Origin of the sequence: Pedobacter soli (genome assembly GCF_900101435.1) — a bacterium.
Lineage (GTDB): Bacteria > Bacteroidota > Bacteroidia > Sphingobacteriales > Sphingobacteriaceae > Pedobacter > Pedobacter soli.
Genome location: NZ_FMZH01000005.1, coordinates 340,872 through 357,799, shown reverse-complemented (window position 1 = coordinate 357,799; position 16,928 = coordinate 340,872). Strand labels below are relative to the sequence as shown.

The window sequence follows — 16,928 nt, the reverse complement described above, 5'->3', positions numbered from 1 at the left end:
TCTGTTTTTTCTTAAACGTTTTTTACGTTTGTGGGTAGCCATTTTATGTCTTTTTCTTTTTTTACCGCTTGGCATAATTTTAAGGTTTTAAATGTTTTTATTAATCTGTTAATTAATTTTTATTTTTTAGCTCAGCCACTTTCTTATCAATGAATGAAGATAAGGTTGGGTTTGCCGCTAATTTTTTGCTTGCTAAATAGGCGTTAACCGCTTCTTTATTTCTGCCTAAGTTTTCTAACGCTGTACCTAAATAAAAATAGGCCTCAGGGGTTTGTGCAGCAGCAATTACCGTGTTAAAACGCGGAATAGCTTTGTCAAACTGACCCGATTTTATAGAGAATAAACCTAAATTCATATTCGCTTTAACGTTTTTAGGATCTTTAGCAACAACCTCAAGCAACATGGCAATACCTTGCATTGGTGCACCCAGGCCGTTTACTATCGTTACACCTAAGCCCGTTTTGGCTTCAATGTTTGTAGAGTCTTTCTCTAATGCGTTTTTGTAAGAAAGGTTGGCTTTCTGCAATAATGCAGGTTGAGCCAAACTATCTTGTGTACTTTCAAAAGCTTTTATAAACTGATTACCTGCAGCTAGCCATGTTTTTGATGATGGTTCGCCCTGGGCAACAATCTCTAAATAAAGTGCCGATGGAGTGATCTGCTCAACATCGTCCCATTTTTGGGCCAGTTGTTTGGCAAGTTCTACTTTTTCTGGACCCTTTGCGCCTTTGTAACTGTTCTCTAAAGCTGTAATATCTGTAGCTAAATTTTTGTTTATTACATTTTTTGCAGCTGTAGAAGAAGTCTCGATGTTTAGTACCGTTGAGGTTGATGATGCTCCTGCTTCAGCCATTTGGCCACTTGCAGGCATTTTACCATTTTCTTCAGTTGGTTTAACTAAACCCTTAATGTCTCTTGTAAATAAGAATGCAACAAGCAATACAATCGCTCCAATAATAATGGTTTGTTTTGATCTGATGCTGCTACTCATACGACTAAAGGATTAGGCTTCTACGTTAATTTTTTTTGAATTACTTTTTACTTTATCAACAAATACTTTTGCTGGTTTAAAGCTTGGAACGAAGTGTTCTGGGATAATTATTGCAGTGTTTTTAGAGATGTTTCTCGCAGTTTTTTGCGCTCTCTTTTTAACAACAAAGCTTCCGAAGCCTCTAACATATACATTTTCACCGCCAATCATGCTGGTTTTGATAACCTTGAAAAATGCCTCAACTGTTTCCTGTACATCAACCTTCTCAATTCCGGTTTTTGTTGATATTTCTGAAATAATATCTGCCTTAGTCATATTTTATTATTTATTATATTATTATGTTTTAATATTACTACTGTTTTGGGGTTGCAAAAGTATTGCTTTTTAATGAGATAGGGAAATAAAAGATGATTTTTTTATCTCCAGACTTATCAGCGTAATGCAACTTTTTTTTTAATCGGATAAATTGGCCGTAATTTGCAGTAATGACATTTCAAAATGAACTCATCAATTGGTACCTGGTAAACAAGAGAGATTTGCCCTGGAGGCACACTAATGATGCTTATACCATCTGGTTATCAGAGGTTATCTTACAACAAACAAGAGTAGAGCAGGGGCTCCCATACTTTAACAAGTTTTTAGAGAATTTTCCTACTGTGACTGATTTTGCCAATGCCACCGAAGCTAAAGTTTTGAAGCTTTGGCAGGGCTTGGGCTACTATTCGCGAGGCAGAAATATGCATGCTACAGCACAGAATGTGGTAAATAATTACCGCGGAATCTTCCCAAACCTGCACGATGAGCTGATAAAATTGAAAGGAATTGGGGAATATACGGCTGCCGCAATCTCTTCTTTTTCATCAGGTGAGGCCCGCGCAGTAGTTGATGGAAATGTGTTCAGGGTGCTTTCGCGTTATTATGGAATTGATACACCGATAAACTCGCCAGCTGGTAAAAAAGAGTTTTATGCATTAGCTAACGAATTGCTTTACCGGGCCGATCCGGCGCTGTATAACCAGGCCATTATGGAATTTGGAGCCATGCAGTGTAAACCCAAAAGTCCGAATTGTACCATTTGTCCGCTTGTGCAAAGTTGTTATGCCTTTAAAAACGACAAGGTTAATGTATTACCTGTAAAAACCGGTAAGATTAAACAAAAACACCGATACATTAATTATTTTGTATGTACAGAAAATGATCAGGTTTTGGTCAAGGAAAGGCAGGCAGGCGATATATGGCAGCATTTATACGATTTTCCGAGTCTGGAGACAAAAGAAAGCATCGGAATTAACAATGCTGGCTTTTTAGAACAGGTAAAAGCTGTTTTTGGTGAGGAAGTTGAAGTAACACTCATTTCAACAAAAAAACACTTGTTAACACACCAAATTATCCATGTGCAATTTTTTGCATTAAAAAATTATATATTTAACTTTAAGAAACAAAAGGAACTTAATTGGGTTTCTTTAAATAAGTTAGATGAGTTACCGCAACCAAAAGTTATTCATGATTTTATTCAGGGATACTTTTATAAAAATGAAATGGAGTAACTAACCAGCTTAGCGGTGCGCATTTTATACAAACAACTAACCAAAAATATTTATGTCTGGGATTAACAAAGTTATTTTAGTAGGCCACTTAGGCAAAGACCCTGAGGTGCGGCATTTAGATGGTGGCGTAACTGTTGCCAGCTTTCCATTAGCTACATCAGAAACATACAACAAGGACGGAAAAAGAGTAGAGCAAACCGAATGGCATAATATAGTGCTGTGGCGCGGGCTGGCAGAGGTGGCATCTAAATACCTGCAAAAGGGTAAGCTGGTTTACATTGAGGGCAAGCTAAGAACAAGATCTTTTGAAGATAAAGAGAAGGTTAAGAAATATGTGACCGAAATTGTAGCCGAGAACTTTACCATGCTGGGCAGAAAGAGCGATTTTGAGCAAAGTCCGGCAATATCAGCACATACAACTCCAAGCACAGAAACTAAAATTGAGGATGAGTTTACCATTAGTCCATCCGATGAAAACGGCGACTTGCCTTTTTAAGCTATAATCTCATTAACAAAAAAACGGCCATCTGCTATCAGATGGCCGTTTTTTGTTATTATGGGGTATTACTAATTAATTGATCTTAGTATAGTAAATATTTAGTTTTACCTTATTCGTAGTATTGGTGGTTGCGCCAAGTACCGATCTTTCTGCGTTAATAGCAGTTGGTACTACCTGGAAGGCATCAAAACCTGTTGGTGCAATGAAAGTGCCATAATCTTTTGCTATAGTTTTATCAATCAGGCCTTGTACATAATTGGTAACAATAAAAATATACCTGTTTTTAAGCGAATCGTAATAGCCCCCAATTACTCCAGGGTTTGTTGTGCTGTAATCAGGAGTTGTTGTAGGTTGGTTCGCAATATCCCAACGGTATAGCGATAGGCGCTGAATTGGCGTAACCGGATAAGCGTATGTCCCTGCGCTTAAATCAACCACTAGTTCAGCTTTGTTTACCACAACTTTACCGTATGTACCGGTAAATGCATCTAGCTGAGGAAAAGAGATCTTTGTTTTAACTCCCGCCAAACCTTGAGTATAAGTTACGGTATAAGGTGAAGAAGAGCCGGCTGCCGGCGGATTTTTCAATTGTGTATCAACAGCTGTACCTGTATAGTCGTGTACAATTGTTGCAGCTGCAGCACTTGTAGTAGAAACAGGGAAGTTAACCGAAACAGTATCTACTCCACTTGTTGAGCTGGTTTTTTTGTATACCAGTTGCAGGTAAGAATTACTCAGGTTAATAAATGCAATACCTCCGGTACCAGTTGAAGTATTTTTGTTTACCTCGGCATATAAACCTTTAAAATAATCAATAAATTTAGCATTGGTTGATGTGCCTGTAGTGGGTAAACTCAATATTTGTGATTGAATAAACGCTTTATCCAGTGGAATTCTGATTTGTGCTTTTACAGTTTGTAAAGTATCGGCTTTACCAGTAACAACATTGGTAACTTTAATTGGCGTGTTTGGATAGAGTTTCTTTTTTACATTACCCAATAATTGCGCATTGTGCGCCTGAACGTCAGAGCTTTTAAAAGTGGTAACCTTATTGGTTAACTGATAAACATCAACGCTGTATTGAGATGAAATGGTATCACCATAAAATTTATTCGCAGTAGTGTCAATTCTTAAAACCAGAACGGCAGAGTCTAAAACCGGCGAAGTACCGAAATCATAGCTCAGGGTGCTTGGTGTAACCGTCATGGCTACGCTCGATTTGGTGGTGCCAAAAACAGGATCGACCATATATCCCAATGGGTAACGCGTTAAACTTTGCGTATTAGCGGCAGGTTCGGCTATTGTTTCCGATCTAACCTCGCTGGTTACCAGGGTACCGGTAATAGCCGTGCCAGGGTCAACATCTAAACCAACACCATCAGGATTTTTGCACGATGCAAAAAGAAAAAGACCTATCAACAGGGTTAATAAGTCTTGTTTTGTAAATTTCATATTTAAAATAATAATACCTAATTAAGCAAGTGAAACCAATTCATCATTTGAAATTTCTTCATAAAAAGTATAGAAGTTTTCAAAATTCTCGGTTAAGTTAAATGCTAATGTTGGCTTATTTGAATCTTTAACAAATTTTAACAAAGCAGCATCCAGGTTTTCGTCGCCTAAAACCACTGCATCTGAATGCGTTACCGCACCAACGTGCATGCTGTTGCAATCTGCCGGAATGAAAGCTTTGGTATCATCTTCTGTCATGTTGGCCATTACTGCTTTTTTAGCGAACTTATCGTTTAGTTTTTCAGTAAAGCCATCTTCGTAGATAGAATACACCACTTTCGAGTTTTTAAAAGTAGGGTCGTTTTTGTAAGTTGTTTTAATGTAAGCAGGTACCAACGAGCTCATCCAGCCGTGGCAGTGAACGATATCTGGTGCCCAGCCTAATTTTTTTACCGTTTCTAATGCACCTTTGCAAAAGAAAATGGTACGCTCGTCATTGTCGTCGAAGAATTTTCCGCTCGCATCTCTAAATACTTGCTTGCGTTGAAAATATTCTTCATTGTCTAAGAAATAAACCTGCATACGTGCAGCTGGGATGGAAGCTACTTTAATAATTAACGGGTTATCGTTGTCATCGATGATGATGTTCATTCCCGATAAGCGGATTACTTCGTGTAAACGATTTCTTCTTTCATTAATGTTACCGAATTTAGGCATCAAGATGCGGATTTCGAATCCTTTTTCTTGCATTGCTTGAGGTAATTGGCGTGTAATTTCAGAAATTTTAGTAAGCTCGAGGAAAGGCGACATCTCGTGTGTAACAATCAGCAGCTTCGTTTTTGCCATCTCCATATTCTAAGAAAATATTAAGTTAAATAAAAGATAATGAGCTGCAAAGGTAAGCATAATAATACTATTTATCAATATCGCAAGCATTTGTTTGGTTTCGTTTAGATTAATTTACACCTTTACGGCTTTAATTTAGATTGTCCGAATTGGAAATATTTAAAACAAAGGCAGCCCTTAAAGCATTCTTAAAACCTTTAAAGGCTTCAGGCAAAAAAATAGCACTCGTGCCTACCATGGGGGCGCTGCATAATGGCCATATATCACTGATCAAAGTGGCCCAGCAAAATGCCGATATCATTATCTGCAGTATTTTTGTTAACCCAACCCAGTTTACCGATCCTAAAGATCTGGAAAAATATCCGCGACCAATTGAACACGATCTGGCCATGCTCCAGGATGCTGGTTGCAACGGCGTTTTTATGCCCAATGTGGAGGAGATGTATCCGGCAGGTGCCGACGAAAAATGGCATATCGATTTAGGTAATGCTGAATTTCTGCTGGAAGGCGCTTTCAGGAAAGGACACTATCAGGGCGTAACCCAGATTGTGAAAAAGCTTTTTGATGCAGTTGAGCCTGATGTAGCCATGTTCGGGCAGAAAGATTTTCAGCAGGTACTGATGATTAAAAACATGCTGGCTCATTTTAACCTGCCCATTACCATTATTACCTGTCCCATTATCAGAGAGGATGATGGTCTCGCCATGAGTAGCCGGAATATTCACCTAACTCTTGAAGATCGCAAGCACTCGCTGGTATTGAGCAAATCGCTTCAGTTTGTGCTTGATCATTTTGACGAATACACCTTAGCCGAACTCGAAACCAAAGCAAAAGCATTGTATGATGGGATTGATGGTGTGGCGCTCGATTATTTTACCATTGCCAATGGCGATACTTTAGAACCGGCTAAAAGCAAAGCAGAAGATAACCTCGTGGCTTTAGTTGCCGCAAAAGTAGGCTCGACCAGGTTGATTGATAATATGATTATAAAGTAGTATCCGGATTAAAGTATCAGAAGTGCTTTTAGCTTTAAGCTTTCCTGAAACTCCAAACTGATGACACAAAACTCCAAACTGATTACTAACTTTGCTGAATGGTTATCACAATATTAAAATCGAAAATACACCGTGTTAGGGTAACACAAGCCGAATTAAACTATGTAGGCAGTATTACGATAGATGAAGATTTGATGGATGCAGCTAACATTATTGCTAATGAAAAGGTGCAGATTGTAAATAATAATAATGGCGCCCGTTTCGAAACTTATGTTATAAAAGGCGAACGTGGTACCGGAACCATCTGTTTAAACGGTGCAACAGCACGTTTGGCGCAGCTTGGCGATATTCTTATCATCATGTCATACGGCGCGTTGCCTATAGAAGAAGCAAAAAAATATAACCCAATATTGGTTTTCCCTGACGATAACAATCATTTGCTAAAATAATTTTGTGACCCTCGACCTTAAAACAGCGTTAAAATATCTCATCCTGTTTTTAATAGGAGTGGGTGTTTTATACTTAGCGTTTAGGGGGCAGGATTTAGGCAAAATCTGGGAAGAAATAAAAGGAGCTGATTTCTTTTGGGTAATCGCTTCTTGCTTAGCAGTATGGATTGCCCATGTGTTGCGGGCATTACGCTGGCAAATGCTTTACCGTTCCATTCACTATCAAGTTGGTTTCTGGAATGCCTATCACGCCGTAATTATCGGGTATCTGGCCAATCTGGCTTTACCCCGTTTTGGCGAAATTGGCCGCTGCTCGGTAATTAACCGGGCCGAAAAAGTGCCCATGTTTGCTGCTATAGGCACGGTAATTACCGAAAGGCTTTTTGATGTATTGGTGCTTTTTAGTACCGGACTGGCGATGCTTGTTTTTCAGTACGATATCGTTTCAGATTTTCTTTACCATACCATTTACCTCAATGTGGTTAGTAAGTTGGCAGCCTTAAATTATTTCTGGCTCGCAGGTATTGGATTGGTTGTTCTGCTTTTGATTCTCCTGGCGATTTATTACCTCAAACAAAAACTCAGTAAAAAGATGCTGCGGGTGTTTGTAAACTTGCGCGAAGGCTTTGGCTCTTATGGTAAACTGCAGCAAAAAAGCTTGTTTCTAACCTATACATTTGCTATCTGGTTCTTTTATTGTTTGTCGGTTTATCTGGCGTTTTTGGCTATTCCGGCCACTGCCCACCTGCCATATCAGGCGGCATTTACAGCTATTGTTTTTTCTGGCTTTGCCATGGCCGCACCGGTTCAGGGTGGGATAGGCGTTTTCCATTGGATGGTTGCGCAATCGCTTGTACTGTATGGGGTATCCTTTAAAGATGGATTGGCTTATGCTACCATTATCCATTCGGCACAAGTGCTGATTATTCTGATACTGGGAAGCTTAAGTTTATTTGTGATCTTAACGCAGCGGACAAACCGAAAATAAATACTATGCAGCCATAGTATTTTTGATCTATAAATCATACATTTGATTTACTAACCTTTTATACATAATTGTTATGCATTTTGAATTAAGTGAAGAACAGATCATGATACAGCAGGCTGCGCGCGATTTTGCCCAGCATGAACTAAAACCAGGAGTAATTGAAAGAGATGAGCATCAAAAATTTCCGGCCGAGCAGGTGAAGAAATTAGGCGAACTCGGCTTTCTGGGGATGATGGTCGATCCGAAGTACAATGGCAGTGGTTTAGACGCTATTTCTTACGTTTTGGTAATGGAAGAGCTGTCTAAAATAGATGCCTCTGCTTCTGTTGTTGTATCCGTAAACAACTCGCTGGTATGTTATGGCCTTGAGGCTTATGGAAGTGAGGCGCAAAAGGAGAAATATTTGAAACCCCTGGCTGCCGGCGAGCAAATCGGGGCTTTCTGTTTGTCTGAACCCGAAGCTGGATCTGATGCCACTTCGCAGCGCACTACAGCCGAAGATAAAGGCGATTATTATTTGCTTAACGGTACCAAAAACTGGATTACCAACGGCAGTACAGCATCAACTTATCTGGTTATTGCACAAACGCACCCTGAATTAAAGCATAAAGGGATAAATGCCTTTATTGTTGAAAAGGGAATGGAAGGTTTTACCGTAGGGCCTAAAGAAAATAAACTGGGCATCAGGGGCTCAGATACGCACTCGCTGATGTTTAATGACGTTAAAGTGCCCAAAGAAAATAGAATTGGTGAGGATGGATTTGGGTTTACCTTTGCCATGAAAACACTGGAAGGCGGGCGTATTGGTATTGCAGCCCAGGCATTGGGTATTGCTCAGGGGGCTTTTGAACTGGCTACGCAATATGCTAAAGAACGTAAAACTTTTGGCAAACCAATTGCAGAGCACCAGGCCATTGCCTTTAAACTGGCCGATATGGCTACCCAGATCGAGGCTGCACGCTTACTGGTTTATAAAGCCGCCTGGTTAAAAAGCCAGGGACTTCCATACACACAGGCAGGCTCAATGGCCAAATTGTATGCTTCGAAAGTGGCAATGGATGTAACCATAGAGGCCGTTCAGATACACGGTGGTTATGGTTTTGTAAAAGAATACCATGTAGAGCGTTTAATGCGCGATGCGAAAATTACCCAGATTTACGAAGGTACATCTGAAATACAGAAGATGGTGATCTCAAGAGAGGTAATCAGATAGTTTACAATTGGCAGTTATTAGTTGGCAGTTTGAATTGGAAACTGCCAACTGAAAGCTGGATTATTCCTTTTCTCCTGCAATAGCATTAAAAATCGCTTTCAATAAAGCTACAATAATGGCCAAAAAAGCTGCAGAGATAAAACCCGATGTGTTAAAAGAAGTCATCATGTTATCAACCAATAATACCATTAACACGGTGATGATAAATGAAACCAAACCCAGGGTAAGGAAATTAATGGGAAAAGTTAGCAGCCTTAATATAAAGCCAATGGTAGCGTTGGCCAGGGCAATTAAAACAGAGGCGATAATCGCACTGCCATAGCTATCAATATGTACACCTGGTACTAAGAAGCTGGCGCCGATAAAAAAGGCAAGTCCCGTTAAAAGGATTTCGATGATAAATCTCATAATTGTTTATTTTTGTGAATGTTAAAATGCTTTTCTAAATACTCAGCCTTGCTTATTGTTGTGTTTTTGGCAATTTCCTGTTCAAATACAAACAACAGGCCAATTATTCAGTTTTCTGGCGATAGCACCTCAATAATAATTAAAAATATTGATGAGGCCAGTCTTTTGCAGGTTAAAAATGCCTATAAAGCCAATGCTGATACCATTAATATGGTTACAGTATTGCTTAAACCCGGGGAACTGGATAGTTTACAAGATGAACTCGAAGTGCCAGGAAAGATTAGCATTGCCGGCGATTCATTGGTTTTTAATCCCGATAGCGCATTTGTGAAAGGTAAAAGCTATGTGGTAGAAAGTTATATCGGCGTAAAGTTTGCCACGGTAGGTAATTTGATCTCGGGAACAGCAAAACAGAACTTACAGGCACAGCGACAAACACTTAAGCGGTAATAATCAGCATAATAATTGGTGCAGGTGTTTGATTTTGTCTAAAAAATTACTACATTTGCATCGTAATCGAAGAAAAGAGAAGGGGACAGTGTCCCCTTTTTCTATGAAATCAGGTTAAAATATGCAGGTAGAAAAGAGAGTTGCAGCCCTCGTTGAGGAAAAAATTGCAGATCGGCCGGAGTTATTTCTGGTTGATGTGAAAATGTTGCCAAACAATAAATTAATTATCCATGTTGATGGCGACGAAGGTATTAGTATCCAGGATTGTGTGGCCATTAGCAGGCATGTTGGTTTTCATCTCGAAGAAGAAAATGCAATTGAGCAGGCTTATAACCTGGAAGTTTCTTCGCCGGGAGTTGGCGAGCCTTTAAAGCTTGTTCGCCAATACAGCAAAAATGTTGGTCGTACTTTAAGCGTTAAGCTAAAAGATGGCTTAAAAAAAGAAGGTAAACTGCTATCAGTTACAGAAAATGATTTGCTGATTGAAGAATCGGTAAAAGAAAAAGGGAAAAAGGCGGTAGCGGTTCAAACAACTGTTCCGTTTAATGATATATTAGAAACAAGTGTGTTAATTTCATTTAAGTAAGAATGAGTACTACAACAATTAATTTGATCGACTCTTTTCAAGAGTTCAAAGATTTCAAAAATATAGATCGCCCAACGGTGATCAGTGTGCTGGAAGAGGTTTTTCGTAGCATGTTGCGTAAAAAATACGGAACAGACGAAAACTGTGATGTAATTGTAAACCCGGATAACGGGGATTTGGAGATCTGGAGAACAAGAAAAGTAATGGAAGATGGCTTCTCTGAAGATGATGATCTGGAAATCGAACTTGCTGATGTACACAAACTTGACCCGACTTTAGAAGTTGGCGACGATTATATTGAGCAAATCACTTTAGAAAGCTTTGGTCGCAGAGCGATTTTAGCAGCACGCCAAACACTCGTTTCTAAAGTATTGGAATTAGAGAAAGATGAGATTTTCAAAAAATATAAAGATCGCGTTGGTGAAATTGTAACCGGCGAGGTTTATCAGGTTTGGAAAAAGGAAACTTTGGTTTTAGATGATGAAGGTAACGAACTTTTAATGCCTAAAACTGAGCAGATTCCTGCAGATTATTTCAAAAAAGGCGATGCTGTAAAAGCAGTAATCTCTAAAGTAGAAATGATCAATGCCAATCCAAAAATTATCATTTCGAGAACTGCACCTGAGTTTTTACAGCGTTTGTTCGAGCTTGAGGTTCCTGAAATTTTTGATGGTTTAATTACCGTTAAGAAAATTGTTCGTGAACCAGGAGAGCGTGCTAAAGTTGCTGTAGAATCATACGATGACCGTATTGATCCGGTAGGAGCTTGTGTGGGTATGAAAGGATCTCGTATCCATGGTATCGTTCGCGAATTGAAAAACGAAAATATTGATGTGATTAACTTCACAAACAACATCTCATTATACATTACCCGTGCTTTAAGCCCGGCTAAAATCACTTCTATTAAATTGGATGATGAAACCAAACATGCATCGGTTTACTTAAAACCAGATCAGGTTTCATTGGCAATCGGACGTGGCGGACATAACATTAAACTGGCTGGTAAATTAACCGGTTACGAAATTGATGTTTACCGCGAAGCTGGTGAAGAGAACGACGAGGATGTGGATTTAGAAGAATTCTCAGATGAGATTGATAGCTGGATTATTGATGAATTAAAGGCTATCGGGTGCGATACTGCTAAGAGTGTTTTAGCACTTACAGTAGAAGATTTGGTAAAACGCACCGACTTAGAAGAAGAAACCATTAAGGAAGTGGTTCAGATTTTACAGTCAGAATTTGAATAAGTGGTGTAATTGCCAAATAAACACTACTTTTGTTTTATTATAAAAAATAACAGGAGCTAAATGTCAGACGACAAACCAATCATTTTAATTAAAGCTATTAAAGAACTTAATATAGGCATGGGTACGGCCGTTGAGTTTTTAAACAAAAAGGGCTTCTCTGCCGAGAAGAGCCCTATGTTTAAACTTACGGGTGAGATGTATAATGCCTTATTGAAAGAGTATCAGGGAGATAAGATCGTAAGAGAAGAAGCCAAACAAATAGTGATTGGTAAAATACGTCGCGACGAGCCTGAAACTGAAAAGCCAGTAGAAGCGCCGAAAAAGAATACCGATTTTGAGAAAAATGAAGAGATTTTAATTAAAAATGCTCAATCATTTACTCCACCGGTAGAAAAACCAAAGGTTGTTGAAACACCTAAGGTAGAAACGCCGGCACCAACCCCTGCGGCAGCAGCACCGGTTGCAACACCAAAAGCTGAAGAAAAGGCTGATGAAAGCGCTTTACCTGGCGTCAAAATTGTTGGCAAGATCGATTTAAACGATCTTAACTCAAAAACACGTCCGGTTAAGAAAGAAGAAACACCTGCACCAGCACCAGTAGAAAAGGCTCCGGAACCAGTAAAACCGGTAGAGCAGCCCAAAGCTGAAGAAAAACCGGTTGAGGTTAAGAAAGCAGAAACTCCGGCGCCTGCTCCTGTAGCAGCTGCACCTGTTGCAAAAGCACCAGAGCCGGTAAAACCAGTAGAGCAGCCTAAAGCTGAAGAAAAACCAGCTGATGCTAAACCAGCAAGCAGCGAGCCTGAAGTAATTAAGGCACGTACGGTTAAATTAACCGGCCCGAATATTATTGGTAAAATTGTTTTACCAACTACGCCAGATCGCAGAAACGGTCCGGTTGCTTCATCTAGCGATAGCGAAGCAGCCAAACGTAAGCGTAAACGCAAAAAAACTCCTGGAGCGCCAGGGCAGCCAGGTCAACATGGTGGTCAGGGACAGCAAGGACAGCATCCTGCAGGTCAGGGTGGTGCACCAGGTCAGCCTCGTCAGCCTTATCAAGGTAACAGGCCGGGTGGTGGTACGCCATACCAGGGTAACAGGCCAGCCGGACAAGGCGGTACGCCTTACCAGGGCAACAGAAATAACAACAGACCAGGTTTCCAGAATAGAAATGCTGCACCAAGCGGACCTAAAGAAGAACCTACAGAGAAAGAAATTCAAGATCAGATTAAAGCAACACTTGCCCGTTTAAGCGGAGCAGGTAAATCTGGTAAATTTGCGCAGCGTGCTAAATTACGTCGTCAGAAACGTGATGATGTAGCAAGTAACGCAGAAGAAGCAGCAAATGAGCTTGAATCGCAATCGAAAATATTAAAAGTAACAGAATTTGTTACGGCTAATGAGCTGGCGAACATGATGGATGTACCGGTAACCAAAATTATTGGAACCTGTATGAGCTTGGGTATGTTCGTTTCCATTAACCAGCGTTTAGATGCTGAAACCTTAACCATTGTTGCCGATGAGTTTGGTTACGAAATCCAATTCGTTAAACCAGATGAAGAAGAAGACAATATCATTGAGGAAGAAGATAACGAAGAAGATTTAATCGAAAGAGCTCCGGTTGTTACCATCATGGGTCACGTAGATCATGGTAAAACCTCATTGCTGGATTATATCCGTAAAGCAAATGTGGTAGCTGGAGAGGCGGGTGGTATTACTCAACACATTGGTGCCTACATGGTAACTACTCCTTCTGGTAAAAAAGTAACTTTCTTAGATACTCCGGGTCACGAAGCCTTTACCGCGATGCGTGCACGTGGTGCTAAGGCAGCCGATATTGCCATTATTGTAATTGCTGCGGATGATGCGGTGATGCCTCAAACAAAAGAGGCGATTAACCACGCACAGGCAGCAGGTGTACCATTGGTATTTGCATTCACCAAAGTAGATAAGCCGGGTGCAAACGCAGATAAAGTACGTGAGCAGTTATCGGTAATGAATATTTTGGTTGAAGACTGGGGTGGTAAATACCAATCGCAGGAAATTTCGAGCAAAAGCGGCTTAAATGTTGATTTACTTTTAGATAAAGTATTATTAGAAGCCGAGTTATTAGAATTGAAAGCCAATCCGAACAAACGTGCTACAGGTACGGTAATCGAATCGGCATTAGATAAAGGACGTGGTATTGTAACTACAGTACTTGTTCAGGGTGGTACCTTAAAGGTTGGAGATCCAATTTTAGCGGGTAGCTACAGCGGACGTGTAAAAGCGTTAACCAACGAGCGTGGTGCTAAGGTAGATTCAGCAGGCCCATCACAACCAGTACAGGTTTTGGGTATGCAGGGTGCGCCTACAGCAGGCGATAGATTTAATGCTCTAGAAAGCGAAACCGAAGCACGTGATATTGCAAACAAACGGATGCAGTTACAACGCGAGCAGGGCTTACGTACGCAGAAACACATTACTTTGGATGAGATTGGTCGTCGTTTGGCAATCGGTAACTTTAAAGAGCTTAATATCATCGTTAAAGGTGATGTGGATGGTTCTATCGAAGCCTTATCAGATTCATTACTGAAACTATCTACCGAGCAGATCCAGATCAATGTAATCAGCAAAGGTGTTGGGCAGATTTCAGAATCCGATGTATTGTTGGCTTCGGCTTCTGATGCGATCATCATTGGTTTCCAGGTACGTCCGTCAACAGGGGCACGTAAACTGGCCGAAGCTGAGCAAATCGATATCCGTTTATATTCTATCATTTACGACGCAATCAACGAGATTAAATCGGCAATGGAGGGTATGTTAGATCCGGAATTTGAAGAGAAAATTGTGGCTAACGTAGAGATCCGCGAAACTTTCAAAATCACTAAAGTGGGTACCATTGCAGGTTGTATGGTATTGGATGGTAAAATTACCCGTAACAGTAAAGTACGTGTAGTACGTGATGGTGTGGTAATTTACACCGGTGAATTAGCCTCATTAAAGCGCTTTAAAGATGATGTAAAAGAAGTATCGAAAGGTTACGAGTGTGGTTTAAATATCCAGAACTTTAACAACATCGAAGTTGGCGATATCGTAGAAGCTTACGAACAAGTTGAAGTAGCGAGAAAACTGTAAGTTTTTTACTCAATAATAAGCGAGGGCATCAATAACATTGATGCCCTTTGCGGTTAAGAGGAATTTTTTGTTTTTTTTGAAAATCTGATTGAATGATAATTTCTGGAATAGAAACTTCATAGAGTTCAGCCACTTTGCCTAATTGTGATATGGCAAAATCAACCTCGTTATTTTCCCATTTTCGATAAGCAACCCTGCTTATCCCAATTATATCTGCAACATACTGTTGCGTGTAATTATATTTATCTCTATACCTTCTTAAGGTATTCCCTATATCTAACATGTGGAGAGGCATTAACGAATATGTGGTTTAATTATTCACTTTTAGTATAAATAATAAGTAAATAATGATAACAAGGGATTGTCAAAATTAACATTTTTTCTTTGTCTATTTGAAGAAAAAATATTTATGAAAAACTGGGTTAAAAGTGGGAAATTGATAATACTCTTAAGTTGTATACTCGTTGGCTCTCTACAAAGCTGCAAGAAAAATTTGGAGAAAGTTGAAGAAATTAAATCAGAAGTAACAAAAATTGAAAGATTAGAGGTGTATATCTCTAAGGTCTGGAATATTCCAGTTGATAAGATTAAATATGATGCTGTTAAAGAGATATTTGTCTTTAAAGATTTTGAAATTAATAGAGATGAAATTGATACCCTTTATTCAAGAGCAGCTGAATATCATTTAAAAATTGGGAAATAATTATGAGAAGGATTATTTTTCTTTTGGCATCTGTTTTATTAATGCTCAATTTAAAATCTCAAGCTCAGACTTTGGGAGTTAGTTTAAATGATTTTTCGATTAAAAATGAATATCTTAGTGAAGGTAAAATATACTCACCAAATGGCGTTGCTATTTCAGGTAATTTCGGCTTCGTAAGAACAAGTTCAAACGGGAATCCAATTAATGTGAAATTAGTGTATGTAGAAGGAGGAGTTGAAACAACTATAAGTGCAGAATCTGTATATAAAGGATCTTGGTCAAATGAGACCTCATGGATGTCAGAAGTTTCTGGTAAACTAACTACAAGTCAAACTTCAGGAAAAGTCTATTTAAAATTTACTATTTATAATTTAAATGGAACTATCTTGTCTGAGAATTTATCTACTCTAGCGTATTCAATTACTATATCGAACCAGGCTTCCAGTCCAGGTGATTCAGAGCTTCCAGCAACTCCTCCTCCTTTTACTGTTCCGGTTAATGGTTCTATCCCTCTTTTTGAGTTCTATAGTGCAACTCTAAATAGTCACTTTTATTCTACAGAATATAAAAATTACAGTGGTTACGTTTTTTCAAGAATTTTAGGTTATGTTTTTACATCCCCACAACCAGGTACTTCCCCAATGTATAGGTTTAAAGGGCCGAATTATTATGCATATTCTATCATTCCTTCTTCTCCCTACATAGGCTATAATTATGATGGACTTTTGGGATATATTTATCTAAATCAGGTTAGTAAAACAATACCAATATATCACCATCAAACTTCAATTGGTGGTGATATCTATTGGTTTGATGGACCTGGAGGCTTTTCAGGATATGATTTTTTAGGTATACAATTTTATATTCTTCAAAACCCACAACCAACAACTTATCCATTACCTGAAGAAGACACAATGGAATTGTATCAATATTACAGTACAAATGGTGACCATTTTTACACAACTTTAAAAAAGGATAGACCGGGATTTACTTATGAAAAGATATTGGGCTATGTTCATACTATACAAAAACCTGGAACTATCCCGCTTTACAGATATTATACTTCTGTTTCAATAGCAAAAGATCATTATTACACAACAGTTAAGCAGAACTATAATAATTATGTATACGAAGGTATTGTTGGTTATGTTTATCCTAATGCCGGAGCCCCCGGAACAACTCCTATCTACAGCTATTATGCTTCGGTTAACGGAGATCATTATTACAATAATGTAAATTCTACCTATGGAGGCTATGTTAATGAGGGTGTTAAATTTTGGATGCTTCAATACAATCATTAGAAAATGCTAATCTGTGCAAGGAAGGGTTATAATTTAAAAAAAGAAAGAATTGCCTTTTATGCATTCAAATAAGTTGTTAAGATATAACTCATATATTTCTAAATGAACTGAAGCCAGAAGATTTAAACTCTTCTGGCTT

General features: G+C 39.0%; 18 protein-coding genes. 12 read left to right on the top strand and 6 right to left on the bottom strand.

Annotation, left to right across the window (positions count from 1 at the left end; genetic code table 11):
- Window positions 1-112: 112 nt before the first annotated feature.
- Window positions 113-991, bottom strand: coding sequence for a tetratricopeptide repeat protein (locus BLR37_RS13545; RefSeq protein ID WP_090769381.1), 879 nt, complete (start codon window positions 989-991; stop codon window positions 113-115).
- A gap of 12 nt (window positions 992-1,003) precedes the next feature.
- Window positions 1,004-1,306 (bottom strand): HU family DNA-binding protein, encoded by a 303-nt coding sequence (locus tag BLR37_RS13540; RefSeq protein WP_025143406.1) that lies wholly within the window; start codon window positions 1,304-1,306, stop codon window positions 1,004-1,006.
- Window positions 1,307-1,476: 170 nt separating this feature from the next.
- On the opposite strand from BLR37_RS13540, the gene mutY reads away from it, so the two are divergent.
- Both mutY and BLR37_RS13530 read left to right on the top strand, forming a co-directional pair.
- Window positions 1,477-2,538: an A/G-specific adenine glycosylase gene (mutY, locus tag BLR37_RS13535; RefSeq protein ID WP_090769379.1), complete on the top strand. Its 1,062-nt coding sequence runs from the start codon at window positions 1,477-1,479 to the stop codon at window positions 2,536-2,538.
- 52 nt (window positions 2,539-2,590) lie between these two features.
- Entirely contained in the window at window positions 2,591-3,034 is a 444-nt protein-coding gene (locus BLR37_RS13530) for a single-stranded DNA-binding protein (RefSeq protein WP_039477192.1), read from the top strand.
- Between the two features lie 75 nt (window positions 3,035-3,109).
- Here BLR37_RS13530 and BLR37_RS13525 read toward each other — a convergent pair whose 3' ends face one another.
- Together BLR37_RS13525 and BLR37_RS13520 are read right to left on the bottom strand one after the other, a co-directional pair.
- The gene (locus tag BLR37_RS13525; RefSeq protein WP_090769377.1) at window positions 3,110-4,489 is read right to left on the bottom strand and encodes a DUF4270 domain-containing protein; all 1,380 of its coding nucleotides are present in this window, start codon (window positions 4,487-4,489) and stop codon (window positions 3,110-3,112) included.
- A 21-nt stretch (window positions 4,490-4,510) separates the two neighbouring features.
- Entirely contained in the window at window positions 4,511-5,335 is an 825-nt protein-coding gene (locus tag BLR37_RS13520; protein ID WP_039477271.1) for a glycogen/starch synthase, read from the bottom strand.
- Between the two features lie 149 nt (window positions 5,336-5,484).
- On the opposite strand from BLR37_RS13520, the gene panC reads away from it, so the two are divergent.
- The 4 genes from panC to BLR37_RS13500 all read left to right on the top strand — a co-directional run bounded on the left by panC (window position 5,485) and on the right by BLR37_RS13500 (window position 8,980).
- Complete coding sequence (gene panC / locus BLR37_RS13515) at window positions 5,485-6,330, top strand: pantoate--beta-alanine ligase (RefSeq protein WP_090769376.1); 846 nt, start codon at window positions 5,485-5,487, stop codon at window positions 6,328-6,330.
- A gap of 98 nt (window positions 6,331-6,428) precedes the next feature.
- On the top strand, window positions 6,429-6,779 hold the full coding sequence (panD, locus tag BLR37_RS13510; protein WP_090769374.1) for an aspartate 1-decarboxylase: 351 nt from the start codon (window positions 6,429-6,431) through the stop codon (window positions 6,777-6,779).
- A 4-nt stretch (window positions 6,780-6,783) separates the two neighbouring features.
- Window positions 6,784-7,767, top strand: coding sequence for a lysylphosphatidylglycerol synthase transmembrane domain-containing protein (locus BLR37_RS13505; protein WP_090769372.1), 984 nt, complete (start codon window positions 6,784-6,786; stop codon window positions 7,765-7,767).
- 73 nt (window positions 7,768-7,840) lie between these two features.
- Window positions 7,841-8,980, top strand: coding sequence for an acyl-CoA dehydrogenase (locus BLR37_RS13500; RefSeq protein WP_090769370.1), 1,140 nt, complete (start codon window positions 7,841-7,843; stop codon window positions 8,978-8,980).
- Window positions 8,981-9,040: 60 nt separating this feature from the next.
- Here the strand turns inward: BLR37_RS13500 and BLR37_RS13495 are convergent, their stop codons facing one another.
- Window positions 9,041-9,388 carry a phage holin family protein gene (locus BLR37_RS13495; protein WP_090769368.1) on the bottom strand — a complete coding sequence of 116 codons (348 nt, stop codon included), beginning with the start codon at window positions 9,386-9,388 and terminating at the stop codon, window positions 9,041-9,043.
- Window positions 9,389-9,454: 66 nt separating this feature from the next.
- Between BLR37_RS13495 and BLR37_RS13490 the strand changes: the two genes are divergently transcribed.
- From BLR37_RS13490 to infB, 4 genes are all read left to right on the top strand, one after another.
- Window positions 9,455-9,838 carry a hypothetical protein gene (locus BLR37_RS13490; RefSeq protein ID WP_143009575.1) on the top strand — a complete coding sequence of 128 codons (384 nt, stop codon included), beginning with the start codon at window positions 9,455-9,457 and terminating at the stop codon, window positions 9,836-9,838.
- 121 nt (window positions 9,839-9,959) lie between these two features.
- On the top strand, window positions 9,960-10,424 hold the full coding sequence (gene rimP / locus BLR37_RS13485; protein ID WP_039477203.1) for a ribosome assembly cofactor RimP: 465 nt from the start codon (window positions 9,960-9,962) through the stop codon (window positions 10,422-10,424).
- Between the two features lie 2 nt (window positions 10,425-10,426).
- On the top strand, window positions 10,427-11,671 hold the full coding sequence (nusA, locus tag BLR37_RS13480; RefSeq protein ID WP_039477204.1) for a transcription termination factor NusA: 1,245 nt from the start codon (window positions 10,427-10,429) through the stop codon (window positions 11,669-11,671).
- 60 nt (window positions 11,672-11,731) lie between these two features.
- Window positions 11,732-14,785 (top strand): translation initiation factor IF-2, encoded by a 3,054-nt coding sequence (gene infB, locus BLR37_RS13475; protein WP_090769365.1) that lies wholly within the window; start codon window positions 11,732-11,734, stop codon window positions 14,783-14,785.
- Between the two features lie 28 nt (window positions 14,786-14,813).
- Here infB and BLR37_RS13470 read toward each other — a convergent pair whose 3' ends face one another.
- Complete coding sequence (locus BLR37_RS13470) at window positions 14,814-15,068, bottom strand: helix-turn-helix transcriptional regulator (RefSeq protein ID WP_167356606.1); 255 nt, start codon at window positions 15,066-15,068, stop codon at window positions 14,814-14,816.
- 126 nt (window positions 15,069-15,194) lie between these two features.
- On the opposite strand from BLR37_RS13470, the gene BLR37_RS13465 reads away from it, so the two are divergent.
- Together BLR37_RS13465 and BLR37_RS13460 are read left to right on the top strand one after the other, a co-directional pair.
- A complete protein-coding gene (locus BLR37_RS13465) occupies window positions 15,195-15,488 on the top strand; it encodes a hypothetical protein (RefSeq protein ID WP_090769361.1) in 294 nt (97 codons plus the stop codon).
- A gap of 2 nt (window positions 15,489-15,490) precedes the next feature.
- Window positions 15,491-16,789: a hypothetical protein gene (locus BLR37_RS13460; protein ID WP_090769359.1), complete on the top strand. Its 1,299-nt coding sequence runs from the start codon at window positions 15,491-15,493 to the stop codon at window positions 16,787-16,789.
- Window positions 16,790-16,928 lie beyond the last annotated feature (139 nt).